Origin of the sequence: Streptomyces sp. CA-179760, assembly GCF_050937045.1 — a bacterium.
GTDB lineage: Bacteria > Actinomycetota > Actinomycetes > Streptomycetales > Streptomycetaceae > Streptomyces.
On the sequence record NZ_JBNJLZ010000001.1, the window covers coordinates 1,023,780 to 1,049,759 of the forward strand.

The 25,980-nt window shown below is 72.3% G+C and carries 18 protein-coding genes and 3 pseudogenes; 11 read left to right on the forward strand and 10 right to left on the reverse strand.

Annotation, left to right across the window (positions count from 1 at the left end; translation table 11 throughout):
* The first annotated feature begins 1,076 nt into the window (after positions 1-1,076).
* The gene (locus ACQEV8_RS04410) at positions 1,077-2,063 is read left to right on the forward strand and encodes a PucR family transcriptional regulator (protein WP_432957485.1); all 987 of its coding nucleotides are present in this window, start codon (positions 1,077-1,079) and stop codon (positions 2,061-2,063) included.
* Positions 2,064-2,171: 108 nt separating this feature from the next.
* Here the strand turns inward: ACQEV8_RS04410 and ACQEV8_RS04415 are convergent.
* Positions 2,172-2,369, reverse strand: a pseudogene (locus ACQEV8_RS04415) (pirin family protein); the annotation flags it as partial.
* A 615-nt stretch (positions 2,370-2,984) separates the two neighbouring features.
* On the opposite strand from ACQEV8_RS04415, the gene ACQEV8_RS04420 reads away from it, so the two are divergent.
* A complete protein-coding gene (locus tag ACQEV8_RS04420; RefSeq protein WP_432957487.1) occupies positions 2,985-4,418 on the forward strand; it encodes an MFS transporter in 1,434 nt (477 codons plus the stop codon).
* 47 nt (positions 4,419-4,465) lie between these two features.
* Here the strand turns inward: ACQEV8_RS04420 and ACQEV8_RS04425 are convergent, their stop codons facing one another.
* The 4 genes and pseudogenes from ACQEV8_RS04425 to lnt form a co-directional block, all read right to left on the reverse strand.
* Entirely contained in the window at positions 4,466-6,412 is a 1,947-nt protein-coding gene (locus tag ACQEV8_RS04425; protein WP_432957489.1) for a helix-turn-helix domain-containing protein, read from the reverse strand.
* 79 nt (positions 6,413-6,491) lie between these two features.
* Positions 6,492-7,292 carry a 3-hydroxybutyrate dehydrogenase gene (locus tag ACQEV8_RS04430; protein WP_432957491.1) on the reverse strand — a complete coding sequence of 267 codons (801 nt, stop codon included), beginning with the start codon at positions 7,290-7,292 and terminating at the stop codon, positions 6,492-6,494.
* 54 nt (positions 7,293-7,346) lie between these two features.
* A complete protein-coding gene (locus ACQEV8_RS04435) occupies positions 7,347-7,826 on the reverse strand; it encodes an NUDIX hydrolase (RefSeq protein WP_432957493.1) in 480 nt (159 codons plus the stop codon).
* 67 nt (positions 7,827-7,893) lie between these two features.
* Positions 7,894-9,500: pseudogene (gene lnt / locus ACQEV8_RS04440) on the reverse strand (apolipoprotein N-acyltransferase).
* Positions 9,501-9,754: 254 nt separating this feature from the next.
* Here lnt and ACQEV8_RS04445 point away from each other — a divergent pair.
* Complete coding sequence (locus tag ACQEV8_RS04445; protein ID WP_432957495.1) at positions 9,755-10,843, forward strand: O-antigen ligase family protein; 1,089 nt, start codon at positions 9,755-9,757, stop codon at positions 10,841-10,843.
* Between the two features lie 39 nt (positions 10,844-10,882).
* Here the strand turns inward: ACQEV8_RS04445 and ACQEV8_RS04450 are convergent.
* A pseudogene (locus tag ACQEV8_RS04450) lies at positions 10,883-11,433 on the reverse strand (hypothetical protein).
* 110 nt (positions 11,434-11,543) lie between these two features.
* Positions 11,544-12,329: a glutamate racemase gene (locus tag ACQEV8_RS04455; protein WP_432957496.1), complete on the reverse strand. Its 786-nt coding sequence runs from the start codon at positions 12,327-12,329 to the stop codon at positions 11,544-11,546.
* Between the two features lie 39 nt (positions 12,330-12,368).
* Here ACQEV8_RS04455 and ACQEV8_RS04460 point away from each other — a divergent pair, with 39 nt between their 5' ends.
* Complete coding sequence (locus ACQEV8_RS04460; protein ID WP_432957498.1) at positions 12,369-13,562, forward strand: glycosyltransferase; 1,194 nt, start codon at positions 12,369-12,371, stop codon at positions 13,560-13,562.
* Positions 13,563-13,584: 22 nt separating this feature from the next.
* Here the strand turns inward: ACQEV8_RS04460 and ACQEV8_RS04465 are convergent, their stop codons facing one another.
* On the reverse strand, positions 13,585-14,877 hold the full coding sequence (locus ACQEV8_RS04465) for a TerD family protein (RefSeq protein WP_432957499.1): 1,293 nt from the start codon (positions 14,875-14,877) through the stop codon (positions 13,585-13,587).
* Between the two features lie 296 nt (positions 14,878-15,173).
* On the opposite strand from ACQEV8_RS04465, the gene ACQEV8_RS04470 reads away from it, so the two are divergent.
* The 4 genes from ACQEV8_RS04470 (at position 15,174) to ACQEV8_RS04485 (ending at position 19,921) form a co-directional block, all read left to right on the forward strand.
* A complete protein-coding gene (locus ACQEV8_RS04470) occupies positions 15,174-15,605 on the forward strand; it encodes a DUF6643 family protein (RefSeq protein ID WP_189730607.1) in 432 nt (143 codons plus the stop codon).
* Positions 15,606-15,647: 42 nt separating this feature from the next.
* Positions 15,648-16,541: an MOSC domain-containing protein gene (locus ACQEV8_RS04475; RefSeq protein WP_432957502.1), complete on the forward strand. Its 894-nt coding sequence runs from the start codon at positions 15,648-15,650 to the stop codon at positions 16,539-16,541.
* 107 nt (positions 16,542-16,648) lie between these two features.
* Complete coding sequence (locus ACQEV8_RS04480) at positions 16,649-17,254, forward strand: Rv1733c family protein (RefSeq protein WP_432957504.1); 606 nt, start codon at positions 16,649-16,651, stop codon at positions 17,252-17,254.
* Between the two features lie 231 nt (positions 17,255-17,485).
* Positions 17,486-19,921 carry a right-handed parallel beta-helix repeat-containing protein gene (locus tag ACQEV8_RS04485; RefSeq protein ID WP_432957505.1) on the forward strand — a complete coding sequence of 812 codons (2,436 nt, stop codon included), beginning with the start codon at positions 17,486-17,488 and terminating at the stop codon, positions 19,919-19,921.
* Here the strand turns inward: ACQEV8_RS04485 and ACQEV8_RS04490 are convergent.
* Positions 19,891-22,281 carry a hypothetical protein gene (locus tag ACQEV8_RS04490; RefSeq protein ID WP_432957507.1) on the reverse strand — a complete coding sequence of 797 codons (2,391 nt, stop codon included), beginning with the start codon at positions 22,279-22,281 and terminating at the stop codon, positions 19,891-19,893. The two genes, ACQEV8_RS04485 and ACQEV8_RS04490, sit on opposite strands and share 31 nt — an antisense overlap.
* Before the next feature lie 292 nt (positions 22,282-22,573).
* Here ACQEV8_RS04490 and ACQEV8_RS04495 point away from each other — a divergent pair, with 292 nt between their 5' ends.
* Both ACQEV8_RS04495 and ACQEV8_RS04500 read left to right on the forward strand, forming a co-directional pair.
* On the forward strand, positions 22,574-23,404 hold the full coding sequence (locus tag ACQEV8_RS04495; RefSeq protein WP_432957509.1) for a DeoR/GlpR family DNA-binding transcription regulator: 831 nt from the start codon (positions 22,574-22,576) through the stop codon (positions 23,402-23,404).
* Between the two features lie 84 nt (positions 23,405-23,488).
* Positions 23,489-23,956: an SRPBCC family protein gene (locus ACQEV8_RS04500; RefSeq protein ID WP_432957510.1), complete on the forward strand. Its 468-nt coding sequence runs from the start codon at positions 23,489-23,491 to the stop codon at positions 23,954-23,956.
* A gap of 16 nt (positions 23,957-23,972) precedes the next feature.
* Here the strand turns inward: ACQEV8_RS04500 and ACQEV8_RS04505 are convergent, their stop codons facing one another.
* Positions 23,973-25,097, reverse strand: a complete 1,125-nt coding sequence (locus ACQEV8_RS04505; RefSeq protein ID WP_432957512.1) for a PLP-dependent cysteine synthase family protein — start codon at positions 25,095-25,097, stop codon at positions 23,973-23,975.
* A 395-nt stretch (positions 25,098-25,492) separates the two neighbouring features.
* Between ACQEV8_RS04505 and ACQEV8_RS04510 the strand changes: the two genes are divergently transcribed.
* Complete coding sequence (locus tag ACQEV8_RS04510) at positions 25,493-25,816, forward strand: hypothetical protein (RefSeq protein WP_261682162.1); 324 nt, start codon at positions 25,493-25,495, stop codon at positions 25,814-25,816.
* The last annotated feature ends 164 nt before the right edge of the window (positions 25,817-25,980 follow it).

The following is a 25,980-nucleotide window of genomic DNA, read 5'->3' on the forward strand; positions in this document are numbered from 1 at the left end:
CGACCTTCCGCATCAACTAAAACACCATTCCCGACCTTGCCGAACAGCTGATGGGGACTGGCACGAAGATCTCCTGGCGCCGGGGCTACGTCAAGCGCGACTAAACATGGCAGAGCGCTGACACGAGCCCGCGAGCCCCACCAATCTGCGGAACCCACCCTTCCGGCTCTGCGGGCAGACGGTCGGCCATCGTGACGTCGGTCATCGCAGTGCGGAACAGGGCTTCGGCTTCCCACGCCAGGCCGCGGTGTCCCCCTTCCTCGTCGACCGCTGTTGGTCCTCGTCATGCGCATGGCCGGGCCAGTCTGGCATCGCCGGTCGTCACGCGATCAGTAGGCTGGGATCGACCACGACCAACCGTTTCCCATGGCGAATGCCGTGATCATCAGTGCAGGGGCTGCCGATGCCGTCAGGTAGTTCTTCCTCCTTTCGTCAGTCCTCGACGGCGCCCGGTCCGACGTTGAATGCTCTTCTGTCACTGGTGGGGGCCGGCGTCATGGAGCTGTGTGCGGCTCCTCGTGGCCTGCAGGTCCCTGTGCAGGGCGTGGGCGTGTGGGATGCGCTGGAACCGACGGTGTCGCCGGGGCAGGTTCTGCTGGCGGTCGGGGTCGAGCCGCAGTCGAGTGCCGCCGCCGACGTGATCCAGACAGCCGGGCGGTCGAGGGCGGTGGCGGTTGTCTTCGGCCCGGACCGGGCCGGTCGGGCGAGTTCGGTGCTGCGTCCGGCGGCCATGGACGCGGGTGTGGCGGTGCTCTTTCGCACCCCCTGGGTCGCCTGGGCGCAGTTGGTGGGGACGCTGCGAGCAGGGCTGACCGCTGTCGGCTGCCCGGCCGATCCGCAGATCGCGCAGGTGACTCTGGGGGACCTGGAGGGGTTGGCCGACGCCGTGGCGGTGACGGTCGATGGGGCGGTGACGATCGAGGATCTTCAGTCACGGGTGCTCGCCTACTCGTCCACGGACGAGGACGTGGACGACATGCGCCGACGGACCATCCTCGGTCGCCGAGTGCCGGACGCAGCGATGGCCGAGATGCGGGAGACCGGTTTCTTCCGGCTGCTGTGGGGGGTCGGGCGATGTGGTGCGCCGTCCCGCCGAAGAGGATCTGCCCGAACGGCTGGCCGTCGCCGTGTCCGCCGGCGGGGAGGCCTTGGGATCGATCTGGGTGGCGGCCGCCGGACGGCCGTTGCCGGAGACGGCCGCGGACGACTTGCGTGCGGTCGCGCGTGCCGCCGTACCGCATCTGCTCCATCACCGCTCCCGCCGGGCGGGGCAGATGCAGGTAGTACAGGAGGCGGCGCGGGCGCTGCTGGAGGGCTCGGGTTCCGCCGAGGCGCTGGCGGCGCGCACCGCGCTGCCGGTCGAGGGCCACTGCGCGGTCCTGGCCGTGCATGCCACGCCCGGACCACGCGGCGGCCGGAACGAAGACCGGCTACCGGACCTCGTAGCCGTGCAGTGCGCCGCACACGGGCATGAGGCGGTCGTGATCACAGTCGCCGAGGGTGTGCTGGTACTGCTGGGCGACCTGGCGCCGAACCCTGAGCGCGCTGCGCCACAGATGGCGCTATTGGGCGAGGCGCTTGCCGGGCAACTGTCCGCAACCATCGACGCGCAGGTGCGCGTCGGCATCGGGGAGGTGGCGGCCGACCTGCACCAGGCGGCCGAGTCCCGGCGGACAGCCGACCTGGCGCTGCTGGCACTGCTCTCCCGCGACGGCCCCCGCTCCGTCGCACGGGTGGGCGAGGTGGCCGAGGCGGTGGCGATGCTGCACATCGTGGACGCACTGCGCGAGGCTCCGCTGCCATCGGAGCTGCCGGTGACGCGTCTGGCGGCGTACGACGCCGAGCACGGCGGCGCGCTGGTCGACACCCTGCGTGCCTACCTGGACCACTTCTCGGACGTGCCGGCGGCTTCCCGGGCACTGGGCATCCACCCCAACACCTTCCGCTACCGCATCCGGCGCGTGCGTGAGGTGTGCGGTATCGAGCTGGACGATCCCGACGCCCGGCTCCTGGCCCAGTTGCAGTTGCGCCTCATGCGTCACCCGACCGACGACGACCGCTGAGTTCGTCGCCGCGCACCACCGCGGCGGGTCGGCTTCGTGCTCCGGCACAACGACGCACCGGCCACCCGCCGCGCCCGGTCCCCGGGCGCCTCTCACCGCGGGGAAGTCCGGCGGCAGTTCCGGTGCGGGCAGTGGAACCCCGTCGTACCCATTCACCTCCCCGAACCGGGAGCCTTCCATCCAGTCCTGACGGGCCTGTACGATCTCTTCCTGAGATCGCCCGATCCAGTTCCAGAACAAGTGGAACAGGCCCACATCGCCGGGCGGGTCACCGAGCAGGGTCATCTCTGAGTCCAGTACGGCGCGTGGGCGGCCGTCCAGCCGGTAGCCCTCGGTGCACCAGGGTGCGGCGCTGCTTGGCGAGCAATCGGCTTCCCAGACTCTCGGCCAGTTCACCGAATCCGTCCCCCATCCACAAGCACACTCACGGCAAGCATCTGACGATCACGACACCAGAGGTATCGCCGGCTCCGGCATGCGCGGCCCGGGGTGTCGCACCACGCGACCACGCAGACGATGTTCGCTCGCGGGCGCCGCACCATGCACAGGCCCACCATTCCGTTCACCTCAGACCTGATCCCCACGCTCCCATGCCTCAGCTTCATGCAGGACCAAGCAACGGCTGCTGCCCGATCGGCCCCAGATGACCGAGTTCAACGCAGCGTAGTCAGCACCAAGTCAGCACGGGAGAGGTGAGAACGAGTGATGACATGGGCTTTTAGTCAGCACCAAACCAGCACGGGAGTCAGCACCCCACCTCCAAATCATGCCCGAACAGTGCAACTCGGACAGCGCTCTCGCGGGCTCGACCGGAGCTCTCGTAGGGGCGTCGGCAACGCGGTCATGGTGGTCACACGCACCTCCGTACGCAGAACTATGGTGCCCCACCACATACGCCTCTGACCTGCAAGTTCCTACGGTATGGCGACACGAAAACGTCCCCGCCAACCGCCAGGAAGTGGTGCCGATGTCCACCCCCGCGACCGCTCCCCCACCCCCGCCAGCCTCAAGCGCATCGTCGCCGCCAGCCTCATCGGCACCACCATCGAGTGGTACGACTTCTTCCTCTACGGCTCCGCCGCCGCGCTCGTGTTCAACAAGTTGTTCTTCCCGGGCTCCGACCCCCTCGTCGGCACGCTGCTGTCGTTCCTGACGTACGCGGTCGGATTCGCCGCCAGGCCCCTCGGCGCGCTGGTGTTCGGGCACTACGGCGACCGGATCGGGCGCAAGAAGCTGCTGGTGTTGAGTCTGTTGCTGATGGGCGGGGCGACCTTCGCGATCGGGCTGCTGCCGACGCACGCCACGATAGGGACGGCCGCGCCGGTCCTGCTCACCGTGCTCCGGCTGGTCCAGGGGTTCGCACTCGGCGGTGAGTGGGGCGGAGCCGTACTGCTGGTGTCGGAGCACGGGGACGCGCGGCGGCGCGGGTTCTGGGCCTCGTGGCCGCAGACCGGAGCGCCGGCGGGGCAGTTGCTCGCGACCGGCGTGCTGTCCCTGCTGACGGCCGTCCTGTCGGACGCCGCCTTCGGCAGCTGGGGCTGGCGGATCCCGTTCCTGCTCTCCGGGGTGCTGGTGGTAGTCGGTTTGTGGATACGTCTGTCTGTCGATGAATCGCCGGTCTTCAAGCAGGCGTTGGCGCAGGCCGAGGCCCGCAAGGTGGACCGGGCCGCGGAGGCGGAGAAGCTGCCGCTCGTCGCCGTGCTTCGGCACCACTGGCGTGACGTCCTGGTCGCGATGGGGGCGCGCATGGCGGAGAACATCAGCTACTACGTGATCACCGCGTTCATCCTCGTCTACGCCACCACCTCGGCCGGTGTCTCCAAGCAGACCGCGCTCAACGCGGTGTTGATCGCCTCGGCCGTGCACTTCGCAGTCATCCCGGCGTGGGGCGCGCTCTCCGACCGGATCGGCCGTCGCCCCGTCTATGTGGTGGGTGCCGTGGGTGTCGGGCTGTGGATGTTCCCGTTCTTCTCGCTGATCGACACCGGCGGCTTCGGCAACCTGATCCTCGCCGTCACGGTGGGGCTGGTGCTGCACGGGGCGATGTACGCGCCCCAGGCCGCGTTCTTCTCCGAGATGTTCGCGACGCGCATGCGCTACTCCGGAGCGTCCATCGGCGCCCAGTTCGCCTCGGTCGCGGCGGGCGCGCCCGCGCCGCTGATCGCGACCGCGCTGCTGGCCGACTACGGCAGTTCCACGCCGATCGCCCTGTACGTCATCGCCGCCGCCGTGCTCACGGTCGTCGCGGTGGCGGCGGCCGAGGAGACCCGCCACCGGGACCTTGCCGACGTCGCCCCGCCGGCCGACGCGGACCGGCCGACGGACGCCCCGGCGGCGGACGCCCGGACCATCTGATCCCGCCGGCCCGGCCCCCGTACGTCCGCGTCGGCCACGTACGGGGGTCAGTGCTGTCCGGGCTCCGACAACCGGTGCAGACGCAGGGCGAGTTGGATCTCCAGGGCGCGGGCCGGGGTCTGCCAGTCGTCGCCGAGGAGGCGGCCGACCCGCTCCAGGCGCTGGGCGACCGTGTTCACATGGACGTGCAGCTCGTCCTTGGTGCGGGCGGGGCTCATGCCGCAGGCGAAGTACGCGTCGAGGGTGCGCAGCAGTTCGGTGCCGCGTCGTCGGTCGTACGTGACGACCTGGCCGATGGTGCGGTCGACGAAACCGGGTATGTCCCGGTCGCCGGCCAGCAGCAGCCCCAGGAAGCCGAAGTCCTCGGCGGCGGCCCCGTCCCCGGAACGGCCGAGCAGGCGAAGGGCGTCGAGGCAGCGCCGGGCCTCCGCGTAGGCCGTGGCCACGGTGTCGGTGCGGACGGCGAGTTCCCCGGCGGGTGCGGAGGCACCGACGGTGACCGGTGTGTGGACCGCTGTGCCCAGATGCCGGGCGACGCGGCGGGCGAGATCGGTGGCGCTGTCGCCGGGGCCGAGCGGCAGCAGCAGGACGGTGCCTCCGTCGCGTGCGGCGGCCAGGCCGTGCCGGGTCGCGGCGAGGTGCGCCGCCGCGGCCGCCAGGCGTCTGCGGGCGTCCGCCTCCAGGCCGGCGTCGGCAGCGCCGCCTTCGAGACGCGCGGCCAGCACCACGTGGACGGCGTCGAGGTCGGCGTGCAGGCGGGCCGCGCGCTCCCGCAGCAGGCGCGGGTCGCGGTCGCGGGCGTCCAGCAGGTCGTCCAGCAGTTCGCCGCGTACGCGCTGTTCGGCCTCGGCGGCGGACCGGCGGGCGAGGAGCAGCAGGGAGGTGACCATGGCGGCCCGCTCCAGGGTGCGCTGGTCGACGGGGTCGAGCCCCGGGGTGCCCCGCAGCACGAGGGCGCCGAGCAGTTCCCCGCCGGCGGCGACGGCGGCGATCCAGTCGTCCTCGAACCGCACGGCGTGCCCGTCCGTGCGGGACGATTCCAGGGCCGCGGCCGGTGCGGCGGCGGCCTCGGCGAAGACGACCGTGCCGTCGAGGACCTCTGAGACCGCGGCGGCCACGTCGTGCACCCCGCCGCCCCGCAGGACCAGTTCGGCGAGCCGGTCGTGCACGTCGGAGGCCCGCTCGATGACGCCGCTGCGGTCCCGGATGATCTCGTTGGCCAGCTCCAGGTCGGCGAGGGCCGACCGGGTCTCGGCGAGCAGGTTGGCGGTGTCGATGGCGGCCGCGGCGAGGGCGGCGAAGGAGCCGAGCAGCGCGATCTGTTCGCGCTCGAAGACCCGGGCGCGGCGGTCCGCGGCGAACAGCACGCCGATGACGTGGTGCCCGAGCATCAGCGGCACGCCCAGGATGGCCACGAGCCCTTCGTCCCGCACGCCCGCGTCGATGGTGAGGGTGTGCTGGAAGCGGTCGTCGTTGAAGTAGTCGTCGGTGACGTACGGGCGGGCGGTCTGCGCGACCAGGCCGCCGAGGCCCTCCCCCATGCCGAGCCGCAGCTGCTGGAACCGGGCCGCGACCGAGCCCTCGGTGACCCGCATGTGGGTGTCGCCTCTCGCCGGGTCGTTCAGGCTGAGGTAGGCGACGTCCGTGCCCAGCAGCGACCGGGCGCGCTGCACGATCGCCTGGAGTACGGCGTCGAGGTCGCGCAGCCCGGCGAGGTCGTGGGCGGTCTCGAACAGGGCGGACAGCTCGGCCTCGCGCCGGCGCCGTCCCTCCAGCTCCGAGCGCACGCGCAGCGCGAGCGGCTTGGCTCGCTGGAGTGCGGCGATCCACTCCGCGGACCGGCCTTCGGCGCGCGCGAGCAGCACCGGCTGCTCGTAGGCGTCGGCGGAGGCGCCCCGGGCCAGCAGCTCGAGAAAGGGCGTCTCCGGGTCGGCCGCAGGTGCTTCGGCGGCTCCGGCGGAGCGCTCGGCTGACTGCAGGTGATCGCTGGACATGCTCACAGGATTCACCATGTCCGCGCCGTCCCGTCAGCCCTGTGGACAACCCTGGAACCGGCACAGCCGGGCCATGAGGTCAATGGGCGGTCCAGCCGCCGTCGAGCGCGAGCGAGGTGCCGGTCACGAAGGACGCCTGCGGACCGCACAGATACGCCACGGCCTCGGCGACCTCCTCCGGTTCGATGAGTCGCTTGACGGCGCTGTCCTGCAGCAGCACCTCGGACAGGACGCGTTCCTCGGGGATGCCGTGCGCATGCGCCTGGTCGGCGAGCTGCTTCTCGACCAGTGGGGTGCGCACATAGGCGGGGTTCACACAGTTCGAGGTGACACCGTGGGCTGCGCCTTCCAGGGCGGCGGTCTTGGAGAGTCCCTCCAGTCCGTGTTTGGCGGCCACATAGGCCGACTTGTAAGCCGAGGCGCGCAGCCCGTGGACGGACGACACATTCACGATGCGGCCCCACCCCTGTCCGTACATGTGAGGCAGTGCACCGCGGATGAGCCGGAACGGTGCCTCCAGCATCACGGTGAGCACCATGTGGAAGACATCGGGCGGGAACTCCTCGATGGGACGCACCAGTTGGAGCCCGGCGTTGTTGACGAGGACGTCGGTTCCCGCGGCGGCGAGTTCGGCGGCGTCCAGGTCGGTGAGGTCGAGGACGTACGGTTCCACGGTGCCGGGGAGGTCGTGGCCCTGTTCGGCGAGCGTCTGCAGGCCCGCGGCGTCCCGGTCGACGGCTCTCACCTCGGCCCCGGAGGCCGCGAGGCGCAGCGCGCAGGCGCGGCCGATGCCGCCGGCGGCGCCGGTGACGAGCGCGGTGCGGCCGCCGAGGTCGAGCGAGGAGGCGTGGGGAGCCGGGGAGACACGGGGCGCGGTCATGCGTCGACCTTAGAAAGCGCCTCTGCCCGGCCCCATGTGGTCACGCCCCATAGTTCAGCTAGGGGCAGTGGGGTCGAACCATGTGGGGACGTCCGACACAGCCTGCTTGATCCGGAGCAGGCCGAACTCGTTCAGTTCGGGCAGGGCGTCGATGTCGAACCAGCCCACGTCCAGCGACTCGTCGTCGTTGACCCGTGCCTCGCCGCCGACGGCCCGGCAGCGCAGGGTGATGTCCATGTACTGGCAGGTGTCGCCGTTGTCGTACGTGACGGGGTTGAGCGCCTGGACGAGGACGACGCGTTCGGCGACGCAGTGCACGGCCGTCTCCTCGTGGACCTCCCGTACGGCGCAGGCCGCGGGCTCCTCCCCTGGGTCCGGGATGCCGCCGATCACGGACCACTTGCCGGTGTCGGACCGGCGGTTGAGCAGCACTCTGCCTTCGTCGTCGAAGACGATGGCGGTGACCCCGGGGAGCCAGAGCAGCTGATGGCCGGCCGATGCGCGCAGGGTCCGGATGAAGTCAGGAGTAGCCATGGTGACGACCCTAATCGGCCGGTCGCGGTGTCTCGCGCGATTCAGGCAGCGTGCGGCGGGTGTACGGCTACACGTCACCGGCGCGTCGTCCGCGCAGTACGGCGCCGACGGCCCAGCCCAGTCCGCCGGCCGCGACCAGCACGAGGGCGATCTCCGGGAGGACGCCGAGCCGCGTAGCGGGGGTCTGCGAGGACCGCAGCGGCACCTTCTGCACCAGCGAGTCGGCGACGAACATGCCGGTCTTCTGCGTGATCTTCCCGTCCGGCATGATCATCGCGCTGACGCCGCTGGTCACCGGCACCGTCACGGTCCTGCTGTGCTCGACCGCGCGGACTCGGGACATGGCGAGCTGCTGGTAGGTCATCTCGCTGCGGTCGAAGGTGGCGTTGTTGCTCGGCACGGAGATCATCTGGGCGCCGTCGGTGACCTCGGAGCGCACGGTCCAGTCGAAGGCGGCCTCGTAGCAGGTGACGAGGCCGACCTTGGCGCCGTCCATGGTGAACACACCTGGCTCGGTGCCCCGGCTGAAGTCCTGGCGGACCATCGCCGTCCAGTTCTTGTTGATCGCGCCGATGAACGAGCGCAGCGGCAGGTACTCGCCGAACGGCTGGATCTGACGCTTGTCGTAGGTGTCGACGGGGCCCTTCGCCGGGTCCCACAGGATCTGCTCGTTGTACAGCTTGCCGTCGCGCTCCACGACGCCGCCGACCGAGATGGGCACGCCGATGGCCTTGGCCGCCTTGTCGATCACGGCGCGGGCGTCGGGGTTGGCGAAGGGGTCGATGTCGGAGGAGTTCTCCGGCCACAGCACGAAGTCGGGACGGGCGACCTTGCCGGCCTTGACCTCGGCGGCCAGGCGTTCCGTCTCGCGCGCGTGGTAGTCGAGCACGGCCCGCCGCTGGGAGTTGAAGTCGAGGCCCGCGCGGGGCACGTTGCCCTGGATCGCGGCGACGGTCACGCTGCCGTCCTCGGCCTTGTCGCTGACCAGCGGCCGGGCCGCCACGGCGGCCACAACCGGGACGGCCACGCTCAGCAGGCCCACGGCCGCGGCGGCCCGTCGTACCGTCCCCGTCCGCCGGGTCTCGACGGCCAGGCGGATCACTTCGTACAGTCCGAAGCCGCACAGGACCACGGCGAAGCCGAGCACCGGGGTACCGCCCACCGCCGCGAGCGGCAGGAACACCCCGTCGGCCTGCCCGAACGCGACCTTCCCCCAGGGGAACCCCTCGAACGGCACACGCGCGCGTGCCGCCTCTCCGGCGATCCACACCGCGGCCCCCACACCGGCCAGCCGGGCAGCTTCGACACGGCCGCGACGCCCGCGCCGACCAGGGCGACGAAGATCGCCTCGATGACCACCAGGGCGAGCCAGGGGCCCGGCCCGACCTCCACTCCTGTCCACACCAGCAGCGGCAGCAGAAAGCCGAGGCCGAAAAGATAGCCGAGGCCCAGCCCCGCCTTCCAGCTCCGGCCGCGCAGTACCCAGCCGAAGACGGCGAAGGCCGGCAGGGCCAGCCACCAGAGGGTGCGGGGCGGGAAGCTGACATAGAGGAGCAGGCCGGAGAGCGCGGCTGCGGCGGCCGGAACGAGACGCCGGGCCCAGGTCCGCGCCACGGGCGCGTTCCGCGGCTCCAGCTGGTCCGACTCGCCGACGGAGGTTGCGGTGACGGTCACTCCCGGAGTCTAAGGCGCGTGACCTTGAGGCCGACAGCGCGGTCCACGGGGCGGCGGCTCCACGCCGTGCGGGCGGCCACGCGCGGCGGCGGCTCGCGTCCGCAGCATCGTTCCTGCTCATTTCGTCACGACACATCCACAAACCGTCCACCAGCGGCTACGGTGTGCCGAAGTTTCAGTCGTGCGGCCGGTTACGGCTTGTACGGCCGGGGTCTTCACAGGTCGGGGGCGACGTGGTGCGGGGGCGGGGCGGGGTGGGTTCACGTGGGCTGACGTCCGCGTCCGGGCTGGACGCGGACGGCGAGAGAAGAATCGTTTCCGATGCGGCGGGCGTCGTGGTGCTGGGGGCCTGCGCGGGCTGGTCCCTGATCACGGCCGCGGTGCACGAGGGCCGGCCCGAGGGCGTGCTCCTTGCGGTGCTGGCCGTGGCGGCCGGGTACGCCGCGGGGCGGATCGCCGGGGCGCTGCTGCCGGTCGGCACGCCCTGCGCCGGGGCCCTGGCGGGTGTCGCGCTGACCGTGGCCGTTCCGCACCTGGCTCCGGGCCCGCAGATCACCACGCCCCTGGGACACGCCGGGGCCACGGCGGCCGTGCTGACGCTGTCGGCCGGTGCCGCGTGCTGCGCGGCCTGGTCCGCCACCGCTCCGGCCGCCCGGATCGTCCTGTGTCTGCTGGCCGCGGGGACCGCGGTTGTGGCGGCCGTGCTCGGCTCGACCACCGGCTGCGTCACCTGTGTGGCGGTGCTGTTGTGCTCGCTCGCCGCCGGTCGCACCCGTCATCGCGGCGTGGGCCTGGCCCTGCTGGCCGCGGTCGCCGCCCTGGTGACCTGCCTGGCCTGGACGGTCGCCGCGCGGGTCGTACCGGGCGGGCTCGTGGCCGCCCTCGAAGGACGGCTGACGCCGCACCGCGTGCGACTCTGGGAGGACGCGTGGCGTCTGCTGCGCGAGGACGCCGTACTGGGGGTCGGCCCGGGCCGCTTCGGGGAGCTGAGCACGACGTCCGCCCAGTCACTGCTGTCCGACGGCAAGCCCCATTCGGCGCCCCTGCAACAGGCGGCCGAGCAGGGCCTCGTCGGCGTGGTCCTGCTGGCGGCGGTGTTCGGCTGGGTGCTGTACGCGCTGTGGCGCGGCCCGCGCCCGACGCCGGTGGTGCTGACCGCGGGCGCGACCCTGACGGCGCTCGCCGCCATCGCCGCGTTCGGCAACGCGCTGAGCTTCACCGCGGTGTCGGTGGGTGCGGGACTGCTGGCGGGCACGGCAACGGCACGCCCCTGGGCCGACGAACAGTCGAGCCGTGCCCCGGACGCACACCCGCGCGGCGCCGGACGCGCCCCTGCCTGGTGACCGGCCGCCCCGGTGATCACGGTCGGCGATCCTTCGCGCTCAGTGCGCGGGAGCTCCCGGCTTCGCGGGCCGCAGCCGTGCCTTGATCACCTGTACGGCCGCCTCGGCGTCGTCCACGGTGACCGTGAAGGTGTGACCGTCCCACAGCTCCAGCACGACGCCCTCACCCCGTCGTACGACCACCGCGGTGCCCTTCTCGGGCCGCCATCGGTAGCCCCAGCCGCCCCAGTGCCGGGGGTGACATGCGGCAGGTACGTCGCGCCCGCCACATGGGAGAGCGGGATACGACGGCGGGGCAGCCCGATGTGGCCGCAGCGCACCTCGAGGTGCTCGTCGTCGACCCGGAGCGCGACGTGCACGAAGGCGAGGGTTCCGAAGAGGACCAGCAGCCCGGCGGCGATGCACCCGACTACAGCCATGACGAGCGCGGCGCCGGACCTCCACGCCGAGTCGACGGCCAGCTCGATGCCCAGCGCCATGCAGGCGGCGCCGACGAGCGCCAGCAGCCACTGGACCCGGTTGGTGGCACGGCCGGTCCAGACATCGGGGTGCGAGTGGGGGGCGTTCTCGCCGTGGGGGTGGTCCCTCATGCATATGAGGTTACTCAGGTTTCGCTCCGCCGGTACCTCGTGGCGGAGCGTGACTGCGCCGACCGGGCGGCGGGCCGGCACGGGCGACAGCGGCCGGTGACCGGTGCCGGTCAGCCGGCGGGCGTGACCGCCTGGAGCAGTCGCCCTTCGTCGTACGCCAGGGCCCGCGCGGGCAGCGAGCCCTCGCGCCCGCTCAGCAGTACGGTCAGGGTGCCGTGGGGCGTGGCCCCCGGTGCCGGCTGCTCGCCGAGCCGGCGCAGGGCCTGGGCGGCGACGGCGCCCGCGGAACCGTGCAGCACGAGGGGCGGGCGGCCGGGGCGCTGGACGGCGGCCCGGATGCGCTCGGCGACCAGTTCGTAGTGGGTGCAGCCCAGGACGACGGTCGTCACCTCGTCGGGGGTCAGCGCGGCCGCCGCGGACACGGCGGCGTCGATCGCCGCCTCGTCCGCGTGTTCCACGGCCTCGGCGAGGCCCCAGCACGGCACCTCGGCGACCGGGACTCCGCCGGCGAAGTCCCGGATCAAGGTCCGCTGGTAGGGGCTGCCCGTGGTGGCCGGAGTGGCCCAGATGGCTATGGGCCCGCCGCCGGCCGCGGCGGGCTTGATCGCGGGGACTGTGCCGATGACCGGGAGCTCCGGTTCGAGGCAGGCGCGCAGGGCGGTGAGGGCGTGCACGGTCGCGGTGTTGCAGCCGACGATCAGGGCGTCGGGGCGGCGCGCGGCGGCCGCCTCGGCGACGGCCAGGGCACGCTCGGTCAGGTCCTCCGTGGTCCTCGGGCCCCACGGCATGCCGTCGGGGTCGAGGGAGAGTACGAGATCGGCGTCGGGGCGCAGACGCCGCATCACGGCGGTGGCCGCCAGCAGACCGATTCCGGAGTCCATGAGCGCGATCTTCACCCGATCACGATAGACGATGAGCCTTCTCGGGCAGATCGGGTGGGGCAGACTGCGCGCGTGAGCGCCGTTGTGTGGACTGCCGCTGGATCACTCCTCTCCTGGCTGTGGCTGCTGCTCTGTCAGGGCTTCTTCTGGCGCACGGATGTGCGACTGCCGCCGCGCAGGGACCCGGACGCGTGGCCGTCCGTGTGCGTCGTCGTCCCGGCCCGCGACGAGGCGGCGATACTGCCCGCCGCGCTGCCGTCCCTGCTGCTGCAGGACTATCCGGGGAGGGCGGAGGTCTTCTTCGTCGACGACGGCAGTTCTGACGGCACCGGTGATCTCGCGCGGGAACTGGCGCGCCGGCACGGCGGGCTGCCGCTGACCGTGGGCTCGCCGGGCGAGCCTCCCCCGGGCTGGGCGGGGAAGCTGTGGGCGGTGCGCCACGGCATCGGCCTGGCACGCGCGCGTGATCCCGAGTATCTGCTCCTGACGGACGCCGACATCGCGCACGCGCCGGACAGTCTGCGGGAACTGGTGGCGGCGGCCCGCGCGGGAGGGTTCGACGTGGTCTCGCAGATGGCGCGGCTGCGGGTGGGGAGCGCCTGGGAACGGCTCGTCGTGCCGGCCTTCGTCTACTTCTTCACCCAGCTCTATCCCTTCCGCCGGATCGGCAAGGAGGGAACGCGGACGGCCGCCGCGGCCGGTGGTTGCGTCCTGCTGCGGGCGGAGACCGCCGAGCGGGTGCGGGTCCCGGACGCGTTCCGGCACGCAGTCATCGACGACGTGGCCCTCGCCCGGGCCGTGAAGCGTGGCGGCGGGCGCGTCTGGCTCGGGCTCGCGGACCGGGTGGACAGCGTGCGGCCGTATCCACGGCTGCACCACCTGTGGCGGATGGTGTCGCGCAGCGCGTACGCCCAGCTGCGGCACAGCCCTCTGCTGCTGGCCGGGACGGTCGCGGGGCTGGCGCTGGTGTACCTGGTGCCGCCGGTGGCGGTCGTGGTCGGCCTGGCCGCGGGGAGCGCGGCGGCGGCGATCACCGGCGGACTGGCGTGGCTCGTGATGACCGGGACGTACGTCCCGATGCTCCGCTACTACCGGCAGCCACTGTGGCTCGCTCCCCTGCTGCCGTTCACCGCGTTCCTCTATCTCCTCATGACGGTCGATTCGGCGGTGCAGCACTACCGGGGACGCGGTGCGGCCTGGAAGGGCCGCACCTACGCCCGTCCGGACGCCGTGCCCGACGAGGGCTGACGGCCGTCGGTGGGAAGGGTGGTCATTTCCTGCCGGGGGTCCAGTTCATGCCCCACCCGTAGGCGTAGTCGACCGTGCGCTGCGGGCTGATTCCGCGCTCGGGCACCAGGTAGCGCGCCTCCCGCTGGACGACGAGGTCGCCGCCGGTGTTGGTGATCAGGGCGAGCGCGCACACGGGCGAGGGGACCGTGCACTCGTCGAGGGAGAACTCGATCGGGGCGCCGTACTGCGGCTGGAGCGTGACGGTGGCGTCCAGGTCGGCGAAGGAGCGGGCGCCTTCGTAGATGGTGACGAAGACGAGGATGCGCCGGAAGGCGTTCTTGTGGTCGAGATTGACGGTGAGGTTCTCACCGGCCGCCACGGCGCCGGTGCGGTCGTCGCCGTCGAGGTGGATGTACGGGGGCTGGTGCAGCGCTCCGAAGGTGTTGCCGAGGGCTTGCACGACGCCCTTGCTGCCGTCGGTGAGTTCGAACAGCGCGCACAGGTCGAGGTCGAGGTCGGAGTGCATCGCGGCCGGGCGGCCGAATTTGCTGCTCCACCCCGAGAACTGCTTGCGCACCTCCCAGTTGAGGTTCACGTGGAGGGCGCCGGAGGTGCCGCCCTGCTTGGTGAGCGAGACGGAGGGGGCCGCCTTGGTGAGCGTCACCTTGGTCAGACGGACCGGCGCCGGTGCTGCCGGAGGCGCTGCGGGCGGGGGCGGGGCCGTCGGCCGCGTCATCGGCGGGGGTGTGGGCGCCGGGGGCACTGCGGGCGGTGGGGTGGCCATGGGCGGTGCCGCGGCCGGAGCCGTCTGCTGCGGTTCGTCCACGGTGATGCCGTAGTCGGTGGCCAGCCCTTCGAGCCCGCTGCTGTAGCCCTGCCCGACGGCGCGGAACTTCCAAGCGCCCTGGCGGCGGTAGAACTCGCCCAGTACGAAAGCGGTTTCAGTCGTGGCGCCCGGGTTGTCGAAGCGGGCCATCGGAGTGCTCCGGCCTGCGTCCTGGACCTCGATGTACAGGTCCGGGACCTGCCCGAAGGTGCCGCCGTCGGCGGAGGCGGCGAGGACGACCGTCTCGATCGAGGGCTCCACGCGCGCGAGGTCGACGAGGAGCGCGTCGGTCACCCGGCCGTCGGCGTTCCGCTTGCCCTCGTGACGGATCGCACCCGAGGAGTGCGCGGGCTGGTTGTAAAAGACGAAGTCCGCGTCGGAACGCACCTTCCCGCTTACCAGCAGCAAAGCGGAGGCGTCCGCGTCGGGCACACCCGGCCCGGCGCGCCAGCCCAATTCCACTCGCAGCGCCGCGGTAGGCACAGGAGTGTTTGAACCTTTCAGCATTTGCATGTCCGCCCCCATCGCGTATCACCGCGCCAGGCACATCCCGGCCGTTCTCCGAGTTCCGTGCGCACAACCTATTCCTCCCCGCGGCGAACTCCCATGCGCCGCCACCGGAAGACCGGTGGCCAACCCCTGGTAACCGGCCCGGAACTCGGCCTTTACACGATCAGAACCCGGTTCGGTGCCCTTTTTTGGCGAGTTCGCTCGCATTGGGGATCCCAGGTCACTGGGGACGCGGAAAACAACCCTCTTATCGGTCTCCCCAACCAGCACATCATTGGCTTAACTTATGTGGCATGACCTCCCCCCGCTCCACCTATGGCGGCGGCTACTACTCCGCCTCCTTCCCGGACACCCCGATCTACGACAGGCTCGTCGCCGAGCGGGGCACCCCGCAGATCGCCCCGATCCGGGTCCCCGCGCAATACGACATGCCCGGCAGCAACCTGCCCGCCCTCCCGTCGGCGCTGCCCGCCCTGCCGGCAGCCCCCTCCCAGCCCGCCTACGGCTATCCGCAGGCGCAGCAGCCCGCCCCGCTCCAGCAGGCGCCCGCGGCGTACATCCCGCAGCAGGCCTCCGCACCGCGCGGCTATCCCGGCCCACAGCCGCAGCAGCCGCGCCCCGCGGCGCCCGGAGGGGGTTACGAGGCGATGCGTCCCGCGGCTCCCCGGCCCGCTCCGGCTCCCTATCAGGACCCGTACAACAACCAGCAGTACCGGGGTTACTGAGCGGTCCCGGGGGTTGTCGGTGCCGACTGGCACGATGACCCCATGGGGAACGCACATCTGCACTCGATTCACATCCATCCGGTCAAGGCGGTCCGGGGCCTGGCGCCCCGGAAGGCCGTCGTGGAGCCCTGGGGGCCGGCCGGAGACCGACGCTGGGTGCTGATCGACGACGGGGGAAAGGTCGTCACCCAACGCCAGCAGCCGCGCCTCGCACCCGCCGCCGCGGAACTCCTCCCGGACGGCGGCGTCCGGCTGTCCGCGCCCGGCATGGAGCCGCTCACGGTGCCCGTTCCCCGGCCCCTCGGCACAGTGCCGGTGCAGATCTTCCGCGACAAGGTCGAGGCGGTCCCGGCCGAGGACGACGCCGCGCACGCCTGGTGCAGCTCCTATCTCGGCATCGGTGTGCGCCTCGTGTACATGCCCGATCCGGCCACGCGCCGCCCTGTCGACCCGGAGTACGCGCGCCCCGGCGAGACCGTCTCCTTCGCCGACGGCTTCCCGCTGCTGCTCTCGACGACGGCCTCGCTCGACGCCCTCAACACCCTGATCGCGCAGGGCGACCACGCGGACGAGGGCCCCCTGCCGATGAACCGTTTCCGGCCGAACGTGGTCGTGGCGGGCACCGTCGCCTGGGCCGAGGACACGTGGTCGCGCATCGCCGTCGGGGAGGTGTCCTTCCGGGTCGCGAAGCCCTGCGGCCGGTGCGTGGTGACCACCACCGACCAGAGCACCGGCGAGCGCGGCCGCGAGCCCCTCCACAGCCTGGGGCGGCACCGGCGGCTCGGCGGCAAGCTGGTCTTCGGGCAGAACCTGGTGCCCCTGTCCCGGGGCACGATCCGGGTCGGGGACCCGGTCAGGATCCTCGAGCAGCGCGGGCAGCAGCTCTCCGGCCGAGGCGGGAACCGGGTCACGGGCCCGGGCGTTGGCCTTGTGTGAGAACTTCATGAGAGACCCGTGAGAGGTGATGTGGCTCTCTCTTCGACGGGTCCGCGCGTGGAGGGCTCCGCGGGGGGTTATCACGGAGCGGGAAGGGGGTGTGGTCAGTGCGTGCGATCAGGGGGCTCTGGCGCTGGCGGCGCAATCCGCTGTGCCGGGCGACCGATCTGGCCGAGGCGTGGGTGGCGCTGGCGGCCCTGCTGCTGATCCTCCTGGTCGCCCCGGTGGCCGGGTCCTTCGTCGGAGGCGCCGCGCAGGACACGCTGCAGCGGTCCGTCCGGACACAGCACGAGGCGCGGCATCTCGTGACGGCCACGGTGGTCCGCAAGCTGGACCGCTCCCCGCTCGACGCCGACCCCGAGACCTCGACGGGCAGGGATCTGCGCAGCCGTGTCCTCGCCGACTGGACCGCCCCGGACGGCACCACGCACCAGGGCCCGGTCCTGGCCGGCCTCAAGGACCCGCGGCAGGGCGACGAGTTCCGGATATGGACCGACCGGCACGGCCGGATGGTGGCCCGCCCGCTCGACTCCGCGACGGCGTCGACGCACGCGGTCCTCGGCGGCACAGGCGCGGCCCTGGCGGCCGGCGGCCTCATCGAGGGCGCCCGGCGGCTGATCGTCTGGCGCATGGTCCGCCGCCGGTACGCCCGTTGGGACCAGGCATGGGACAAGGCGGGCCCGGACTGGGGCAGGACGGGCACCGGCAGCTGAGACGGCCTTCCGACTCTGGTCAACCCACCACCCGCGCGCACGCTACGGTGGTCCGGCCGAGACGATCGGCACAACCCGCGCGCGAGCGAGCAGGAAGGGCGCGCCGGTGTCGCTGCCGCGTGCGCGCGCAGGCCCGAGAGGCCGAGCACGGCCGCGACTCACGACACGGGCTGAAGCGCCCCGAGGGCGAACGAGCCATCAGTACGACCGAGGTGGGGGCACAGCTACACCATGGCACAGGGCACGGTCCAGGTGACGCACACCGGCACCTCGCGGTGGCGGCGCCGCACGGGTGAGTACGCATCGCTCGCCGCCGCCCTGGAGGCCGCGGCCGACGGGGACGTCCTCACCGTCGCCCCCGGCACCTACCGGGAGAACCTCGTCGTGCAGCGCGCGGTGACCCTGCGCGGACCCGAGGGGTCCCCCGGCTCGGTGCGGATCGCGCCGGTGGACGGGGTGCCGCTGACCGTGCGGGCCTCGGCGGTGGTGCAGGACCTGCATGTGGAGGGCCAGGACTCGGCCGCCCCTGCCGTCCTGGTGGAAGAGGGCACACCGGAGCTGCGGGACGTGCGGGTCGTCACGCGCTCGGCGGCGGGGATCGAGGTGCGCGGCAACGCCCGGCCCACGGTCCGGCGCTGCGCGGTCGACAATCCGGCGGGAGTCGGCATCGCCGTACTCGACGGCGCGGGCGGGGTGTTCGAGGAGTGCGAGGTCGTCGCGGCCGGTCAGGCGGGCGTGGCGGTGCGCGGCGGCGCCCACCCCCGTCTGGAGCGCTGCCGGGTGCACCACACTTCGGGCTCGGGGCTGTCGGTGACGGGGGAGAACTCGGCGCTGGAGGCGGTGGGCTGCGAGATCTACGAGGTCCGGGGCAGCGGGGTGCAGATCACCGGCCGGGCCACCGCGCACCTCACGGACTGCGATGTGCACCGGACGACGGCCGACGGTGTCACGCTGGACACGGACGCCGTGCTGACGCTGGCCGACTGCCGTATCCACGACATCCCGGAGAACGCGGTCGATCTGCGCTCGCGTTCGGTCCTCACGCTGACGCGCACCACGGTGCGGCAGTTCGGGCGCAACGGCCTGTCGGTGTGGGACCCGGGCACGCGGGTGGACGCCAACCAGTGCGAGATCTTCGACAGCACCGGCGACTACCCGGCGGTGTGGGTGAGCGACGGGGCCACGGCGGTGCTCGACTCGTGCCGGGTGCACGACGTGCCGGACGCGCTGTTCGTCCTCGACCGCGGTTCGCGCGCGGACGTCGTCGACAGCGACCTGTCGCAGGTGCGCAACACGGCCGTGTCGGTGAGCGACGGCGCGACCGCCCAGCTCGACGACTGCCGGATCCGGGACGCGGCGACGGGCGCCTGGTTCCGCGACCACGGCAGCGGCGGCACCCTGAGCAACTGCACGCTGGACGGCACCCAGACCGGCGTCATCGTCACCAAGGGCGCCGACCCCACCGTGGAGCGCTGCACCATCGACTCCCCCGCCGAGGCCGGGGTCTATGTCTCGGCAGGTGGCCGCGGCAGCTTCCAGAACTGCCGGGTGACGGGCAGCGGCGGCTACGGCTTCCATGTGATCGACGGCAGCCGTACGACGCTCAGGAAGTGCCGCACGGAGCGGTGCGCGCGGGGCGGCTACGAGTTCGCGGACAGCGGCGCGGACGCGGCGTCCGGCACGGGCCCCGCGGTGGAGGACTGCACCAGCGACGAGAGCGCGGGGCTCAGAGCCCCCGCGGCGCAGGAGACGGCCGTGCAGACGGTGCACCACTCCCCCGGTCTGCTGGGCGCCCTCCCGGGACAGCGCACCGAACCGGAGCCTCCTGCCCCGGCCGTGGAGCCCGAGGAGCCGTCCCGCACGTCCAAGGCCGTCCTCGGTGAACTGGACGCGCTGGTGGGCCTGGAGAGCGTCAAGCGCGAGGTGCGTGCCCTCACCGACATGATCGAGGTCGGCCGGCGCCGGCAGCAGGCGGGCCTCAAGGCGGCGTCGGTCAAGCGGCACCTGGTCTTCACCGGCTCCCCCGGCACCGGCAAGACGACGGTCGCGCGGCTTTACGGCGAGATCCTCGCCTCCCTCGGTGTGCTGGAGAAGGGTCACCTGGTCGAGGTGTCCCGGGTCGACCTGGTGGGCGAGCACATCGGCTCGACCGCGATCCGCACCCAGGAGGCCTTCGAGAAGGCGCGCGGCGGTGTGCTGTTCATCGACGAGGCGTACGCGCTGTCCCCCGAGGACGCGGGCCGCGACTTCGGCAAGGAGGCCATCGACACGCTGGTGAAGCTGATGGAGGACCACCGGGACGCGGTCGTGGTGATCGTCGCGGGCTACACGGCCGAGATGGAGCGCTTCCTGTCGGTCAACCCGGGTGTGGCGTCCCGGTTCTCACGGACCATCACGTTCAGCGACTACGGCCCCGAGGATCTGCTGCGGATCGTGGAGCAGCAGGCCGAGGAGCACGAGTACCGGCTGGCGCCGGGCGCCGGAGAGGCCCTGGGGAAGTACTTCACGGAGCTCCCCAAGGGCCCGGCCTTCGGCAACGGCCGTACCGCGCGGCAGACGTTCGAGGCGATGGTGGAGCGGCACGCGAGCCGCGTCGCCCAGGTCGCGGAGCCGAGCACCGACGACCTGACGCTGCTCTACTCCGAGGATCTTCCCGAGCTGCTCTGAGGATCCGTCTCCGGATCCGGGTCGGGCGGCTCGCCGGTCTGCCGGGGAGCCGGCACGGCCGGGAGCAGCCGGGACAGCAGGGTGCGGCGTTCCTCGGCGAAGACGGGGTCGGCCTGGTAGTCGGAGTGGCCGAGGATCGGCGCGGGCAACGGCAGCAGTTCGGTGCGGCCGTAGGCGAGGGGGTCCTTGAGAGGGCCGTGGTCGACCTGGTGGCCGCGGTCGTCGGGCAGGCGCATCGGGCCGCCGATGGGGTCGGTGAGCCGGTAGAGGTTGCGCCAGCAGTCGACCTCCCGGTGCAGCGAGCTGAGCGCGGCGGGGCCGAAGTGCGCGGGGAACCAGCGGCCGTAGAGGCGTTCCAGCGGGGAGCCGTAGGTCAGCAGCGCGACGCGTTTGCGGGCGGACGGGGCGAGCTGCCAGGCTGCCGCGGCGGCGAGCACGCTGCCCTGCGAGTGCCCGGAGATGACCAGCCGTCCGCCGGTGTTCCGGGTCCAGGTCGCCATCCGCCAGGTCAGGTCGGGCACGGCGCGTTCGGCGTAGCAGGGCGGGGCGAAGGGGTGGGCGGCGCGCGGCCAGAAGGTGCCGACGTCCCAGAGGATGCCGATGGTGCGGCGGGCCGCCGCGTCCTTGTAGGCGCGCCGGCCCCAGGTGACGAACAGTATGAAACCGAGGCCGATCAGCCAGGAGCCGAGGGCCTGGGCGGTCTCCGCGGCACCGTGGACGACGGGGTAGGCGCCCTGCGCGGCCTCACCCGGTGTCTCGTCGGTGGTCAGGGCGCCCACCAGTGCTCCGGCGCCGAGCAGCAGGGTGACGCCGGAGGTGACGGCGACGATACGGGGCCCCCGGTCGGTGAGCGCTGCCATCGCGCGGGTGTAGGAGATACGGCGGGTCCGGGCGCGGTCCTGGGCCTCGTCCGGGTAGTCGCGTGCCACGGCCTCGCGCTCGGCGCGGGCCAGCTGCCAGGCGCGCCGGCACAGCCATCCGAAGAGCACCAGGAGCACCACGATCAGGGGCGGGATGACGGACGCCTGCCAGGTCAGCAGGACCGGTGGGCCGTCGATCGACGTGCCCGTGCCGTCCAGCCAGTCGGACACGCGCTGGGACACGCCGCCGGACATCACCCCGCCCAGGGCGCAGGCCAGCATCGCGACGGCCGGTCCGCCGAGGCCGCTCAGCACGGCCCGCCGGTCGGGGTCGGTGCGGTGCAGGGCGTGGGCGACGACGGCGAGGACGATCACGAGCAGCCCTTGCACCAGGGCGATGCCGCCGAAGGTCATGTCGCCCGGCAGCCGCCCGGCCGACTCCCAGCCGGGGCGCTCCCACCCGGCGTACAGCAGGGTGAGGCCGAGCAGGACGAGCGCGGCGAGCGGCAGGCGTCGTACGAAACGTTCGTCGAGTTTCCGGTCGAGGCGCCTCTCGCTGCGGCCCCGGCGGCACACGACCCAGACCACGGCGATCGCGCAGGCCGCGAGGGCCGCCTCCAGGAGCAGGCCCAGGATGTGCAGTGCGGCGGGTCCGCCGGGCTCGCGGTCGCGGCGGGCGGCGGCGCCGGCGACCGCGGCCGCGACGGTGATCAGTCCGGCGGCGGTGTGCGCGGCGCGCAGCCGGGCCACCAGCCGGCGTCCGTACCAGAACCCGGGGCGGCCCAGTGCGGTCGGGCTGCCGTCGTCGTCGGGCTGGGGGTCGCGTTCGATCGGCTGCTGGGACTCGTAGTCGGTCCAGGTGCGCTTGGACAGGTACCACAGCAGGGCGGTCAGGGCGGTGGGGACGAAGGCGGCGAGGGCGAGCCTGCGGCCGGGGCTGCTCCACCAGCCGCCGTCCGAGACGGTGGGCGAGAGGAAGCCCAGCCAGGAGTGGCGGTCGGCGCACACGGGGATGCCCGCGCACTGCCAGGCCGCCAGGTCGAGGGCGACCTCGCAGGCCGCCGCGACGAGCAGCACCGTCAGGGTGAGTCCCGCCAGCCGGACCAGGAGGCCGTAGAGACGCACCGTGCGTCTTCGGCCGCGGGCGGTGGGGCGCATCCAGTGGGCGAGGTTGACGACCATGAACGGCAGCAGCAACAGCCACAGAGCGCGGGTGCCGTTGCCGGAGGTGAGGTTGCACCAGACGTAGGCCTCGGGCACCGGTCCGTCGCGACGGTGGGCGTCGGGGCTGTTCTCCGCGTCGACGTCGTCGGCGCGGCGGAAGACGGCCGCGATGTTGTCGCCGGTGATCCGCACCGTCCGCGGATCATTGAGCATCTCCTGCGGCGTGGTGCCGCCCACGCCGTGGACCAGGAGCTCCAGGGCGGCCCCGGTCTCGCCGGGCCACCGGGCGGGCTGGTCGGGCCCGCCGGTCGAGACATGTTCCTGCGCACGTTCCACTGATTCGCACTTCCCCCGTGACACGCCGTCGGCTCTGTCCGTGCGGGCACAAGGATCTCCACTTCTGCGGCGCCGCACACCTCCTGTCACGGAATCTCCCCGATCCGTGACGCGGGGAAGCGACGGATGAGCCGCGAGTGACATGTGCGCGACGAGCAGTCGGTGGCGCCGCCGACTCCGCGACATGCGAGGATGAGACGTCCGCGCACCGGAGCCCGGGGCGAATGTCCTGAATGAGGGCGGGTGTGCAGGGCGAGTCGGACGGCATTGAGGCGAAAGGACCGGAGCGTACGTGAGCGAGAATCAGAACCTCCTCGCGGAGCAGCGGAGATCCCTGATCCTCGACGAGGTCCGCCGGCGGGGCGGTGTCCGGGTCAACGAGCTGACCCGCAAGCTCGGTGTGTCGGACATGACGGTCCGCCGCGATCTCGACGCGCTGGCCCGCCAGGGCATGCTGGAGAAGGTGCACGGCGGCGCGGTCCCGGTGGTCGAGGCGAGTACGCACGAGCCGGGTTTCGAGGCCAAGTCGGGCCTGGAGCTGACCGCCAAGGAGGACATCGCGCGGGCCGCGGCCAAGCTGGTCACGCCGGGCGCGGCGATCGCCCTGTCGGGCGGTACGACGACCTTCGCGCTCGCGCACCAGTTGCAGGACGTGCCGGATCTGACGGTGGTCACCAACTCGGTGCGGGTGGCGGACGTCTTCCACGCGGCGCAGCGCACCTCGGGCCCGCGGCAGGGCGCTGCCACGGTCGTGCTGACCGGTGGTGTGCGCACCCCGTCCGACTCGCTGGTGGGGCCGGTTGCCGACCAGGCGATCGCGGCGCTCCACTTCGACCTGCTGTTCCTCGGCGTGCACGGCATATCGGTCGAGGCCGGTCTGTCGACGCCGAACCTCGCGGAGGCCGAGACGAACCGGCGGCTCGTGCAGTCGGCCCGGCGGGTGGTGGTGGTCGCCGACCACACCAAGTGGGGCAAGGTGGGCCTGAGTTCGTTCGCGTCGCTGGAGCGGATCGACACGCTCGTGACGGACGCCGGTCTGCCGGACGAGGCGCGCGGCGTGGTCGTGGAACATCTGCGGCGGCTGGTGGTGGCCGGGGAGCCCGAGGACGGGGCAGACATCTGACGGGTCGCCAGCTAGGGTCTGCCTGACAGACCCGGGGGTGACGCTTCCGGTCATCGCCCGTTCCGTGCGAGGAGGGCTTCGTCCATGGCTCACCGTCTGCGCCCGGTCGGGCTCGACTTCGCCGGGATCGCGCCCGTGCGGCACGTCTCCGCGCTGGTGATCTCGGCTCCGGTGGACGCGGTCTACCGCGCGCTGGAGGACGTGCCCGGCTGGGTCGACTGGTTTCCCCAGGTGACGGCCGCCCGTTCGGTCGACGGGGGCGCGGGCCGCGACATCACGCTCAGCGGGGGCGTCCGGTTCCGCGAGTCGGTCATCGCGGCGAAGGAACCCGAGGTGTACGCCTACCGCGTCGATGTCACCAACGTGCCCGGGGTGCGCGCGATCGTCGAGGAGTGGCGCCTCGCACCCGCCGGCGACGGCACCTGGGTGCGGTGGACCTTCGCCACCGACGGGACGGCCGTCTACCGGCTCGCCATGAAGCCGATACGGATCGCCCAGGCGCGCGCCTTCCGGGACGCCGTCTCGGCGCTGGACCGGAGGCTGACGGCCTGATGTCGCGGGCCCGGGCTCAGTCGGGCCAGACGCCCGTCTCCAGCAGCGAGTCGATCGCGGCGGTGTAGGGCGCGATGTCCAGTCCCTGCGCGGCCAGCCAGGTGTCCGAGTAGTACTTGTCGAGATACCGGTCCCCCGGGTCGCACAGCAGGGTCACGACACTCCCCTGCCGGCCCTCGGACACCATCTCGGCGACGATCTTCAGCGCGCTCCACAGGCCCGTGCCCGTCGAGCCGCCCGCCTTGCGGCCGATGGCACGCTCCAGGGCCCGTACGGCGGCGACACTGGCCGCGTCGGGCACCTTCATCATCCGGTCGATCGCGCCGGGCACGAAGCTCGGTTCCATGCGGGGCCGGCCGATGCCCTCGATACGGGAGCCGGAGTCGCACGCGACGTCCGGATCGCCGGCGGTCCAGCCGTCGAAGAAGCAGGAGTTCTCCGGGTCGGCCACGCAGACGCGCGTGTCGTACTGCATGTAGTGGATGTAGCGCGCGAGGGTCGCGGAGGTACCGCCGGTGCCCGCCGTGGCGACGATCCACGCCGGCTCGGGATACCGCTCCAGACGCAGCTGGCGGAAGGTGGATTCGGCGATGTTGTTGTTCCCGCGCCAGTCCGTGGCCCGCTCGGCGTAGGTGAACTGGTCCATGTAGTGGCCGCCGGACTCCGCCGCGAGACGGGCGGACTCCTCGTACATGGTGCGAGGGTCGTCCACGAAGTGACATCGTCCGGAGTGGAACTCGATGAGGCGGATCTTCTCGGCGCTCGTCGTGCGCGGCATGACGGCGATGAAGGGAACGCCGATGAGCTTCGCGAAGTACGCCTCGGAGACGGCCGTCGAACCGCTGGAGGCCTCGATCACGGGTCTGCCCGGCCGGATCCAGCCATTGCACAGGCCGTAGAGGAAGAGCGAGCGGGCGAGCCGGTGCTTGAGGCTGCCGGTGGGGTGGGTCGACTCGTCCTTCAGGTACAGGTCGATGCCCCAGCGCTCCGGCAGGGGAAACTGGAGCAGGTGTGTGTCGGCCGATCGGTTGGCGTCGGCCTGGACCCTGCGGACGGCCTCTTTCAGCCACGCGCGGTAGCCGGCGTCACTGTGGTCGACGTCCAGGGTCACGCCGGTCCGGGTCTGCTGGGGAGTGCTCACGAGGGTGCTCCTAACGCTGCGCGCCGACGGCACGTCGCGCGGCCGACACCTCGATGATAGGCAGCTTCGGCACGCTTCTCACCTGCATAAACGCATCTTTGAGCCCCCAAAGCGCCCCCTGGGGCAGAGGCCGGGGCAAGGGGGCGCGCGGTCCCGGGGGCGCATTCGCGTATGTGCTGCGGGCGCCCCCCGGCGAGGGGTCTCACGCACTGGTGCTCGACGCCGGGTGCGGGCAGACTTCACCGCGGGACCAAGGCCCCGCACGGGGTACCGGCAGAGGTACGAGGCACCGCCGGAACGGGCTTCCGAGGCACACTGGATCAGAACACGAGCCGTATCCGGGCGCCGCGGGGAGCGCGGGCCGGCACACCGAGGCGCACAAGGGGGCGGGTGGCATGGCGGAGCCGGAGTTCAGGGCCACGGGCGTGCGGATCGGGAAGCGGCTGCGTTCGCTCACCCGGGCCGGACAGGTCCGGATCAGCGACGGCCGGCTCGAGTTGCTGACCAGCTACGGCAGTGAGATCGACAGTGCGCCGGTACAGGCGGTGCGCGCGTCCAAGCCCTGGTTCGGCCCCGATGACCGGGCCACGGCGGATCTCAACGGCAATCGGTACCTGCTCACCCTGGGCGATCACGACCCCGCGCCGGGCGAGCCGGGGCCGCCCGCGGCACGGCGCTTCATCGAAGCCGTGCGCCGAGCGGCGGGGCGCGGCGACTGAGATGTCCGCGAGTTGCGGTACCTCACCCCCTGCGTCACTCTGGTCTCACGTCACTCTGGGTTTACCGGCGATAACGCTGCGAACCAGCCCGCCGGCCACGACAGCGGGCGGCAGTGCCATGAAGGCGCCCTGCTGGATCCGAACTCCGTGTTCTTCCGGACCTC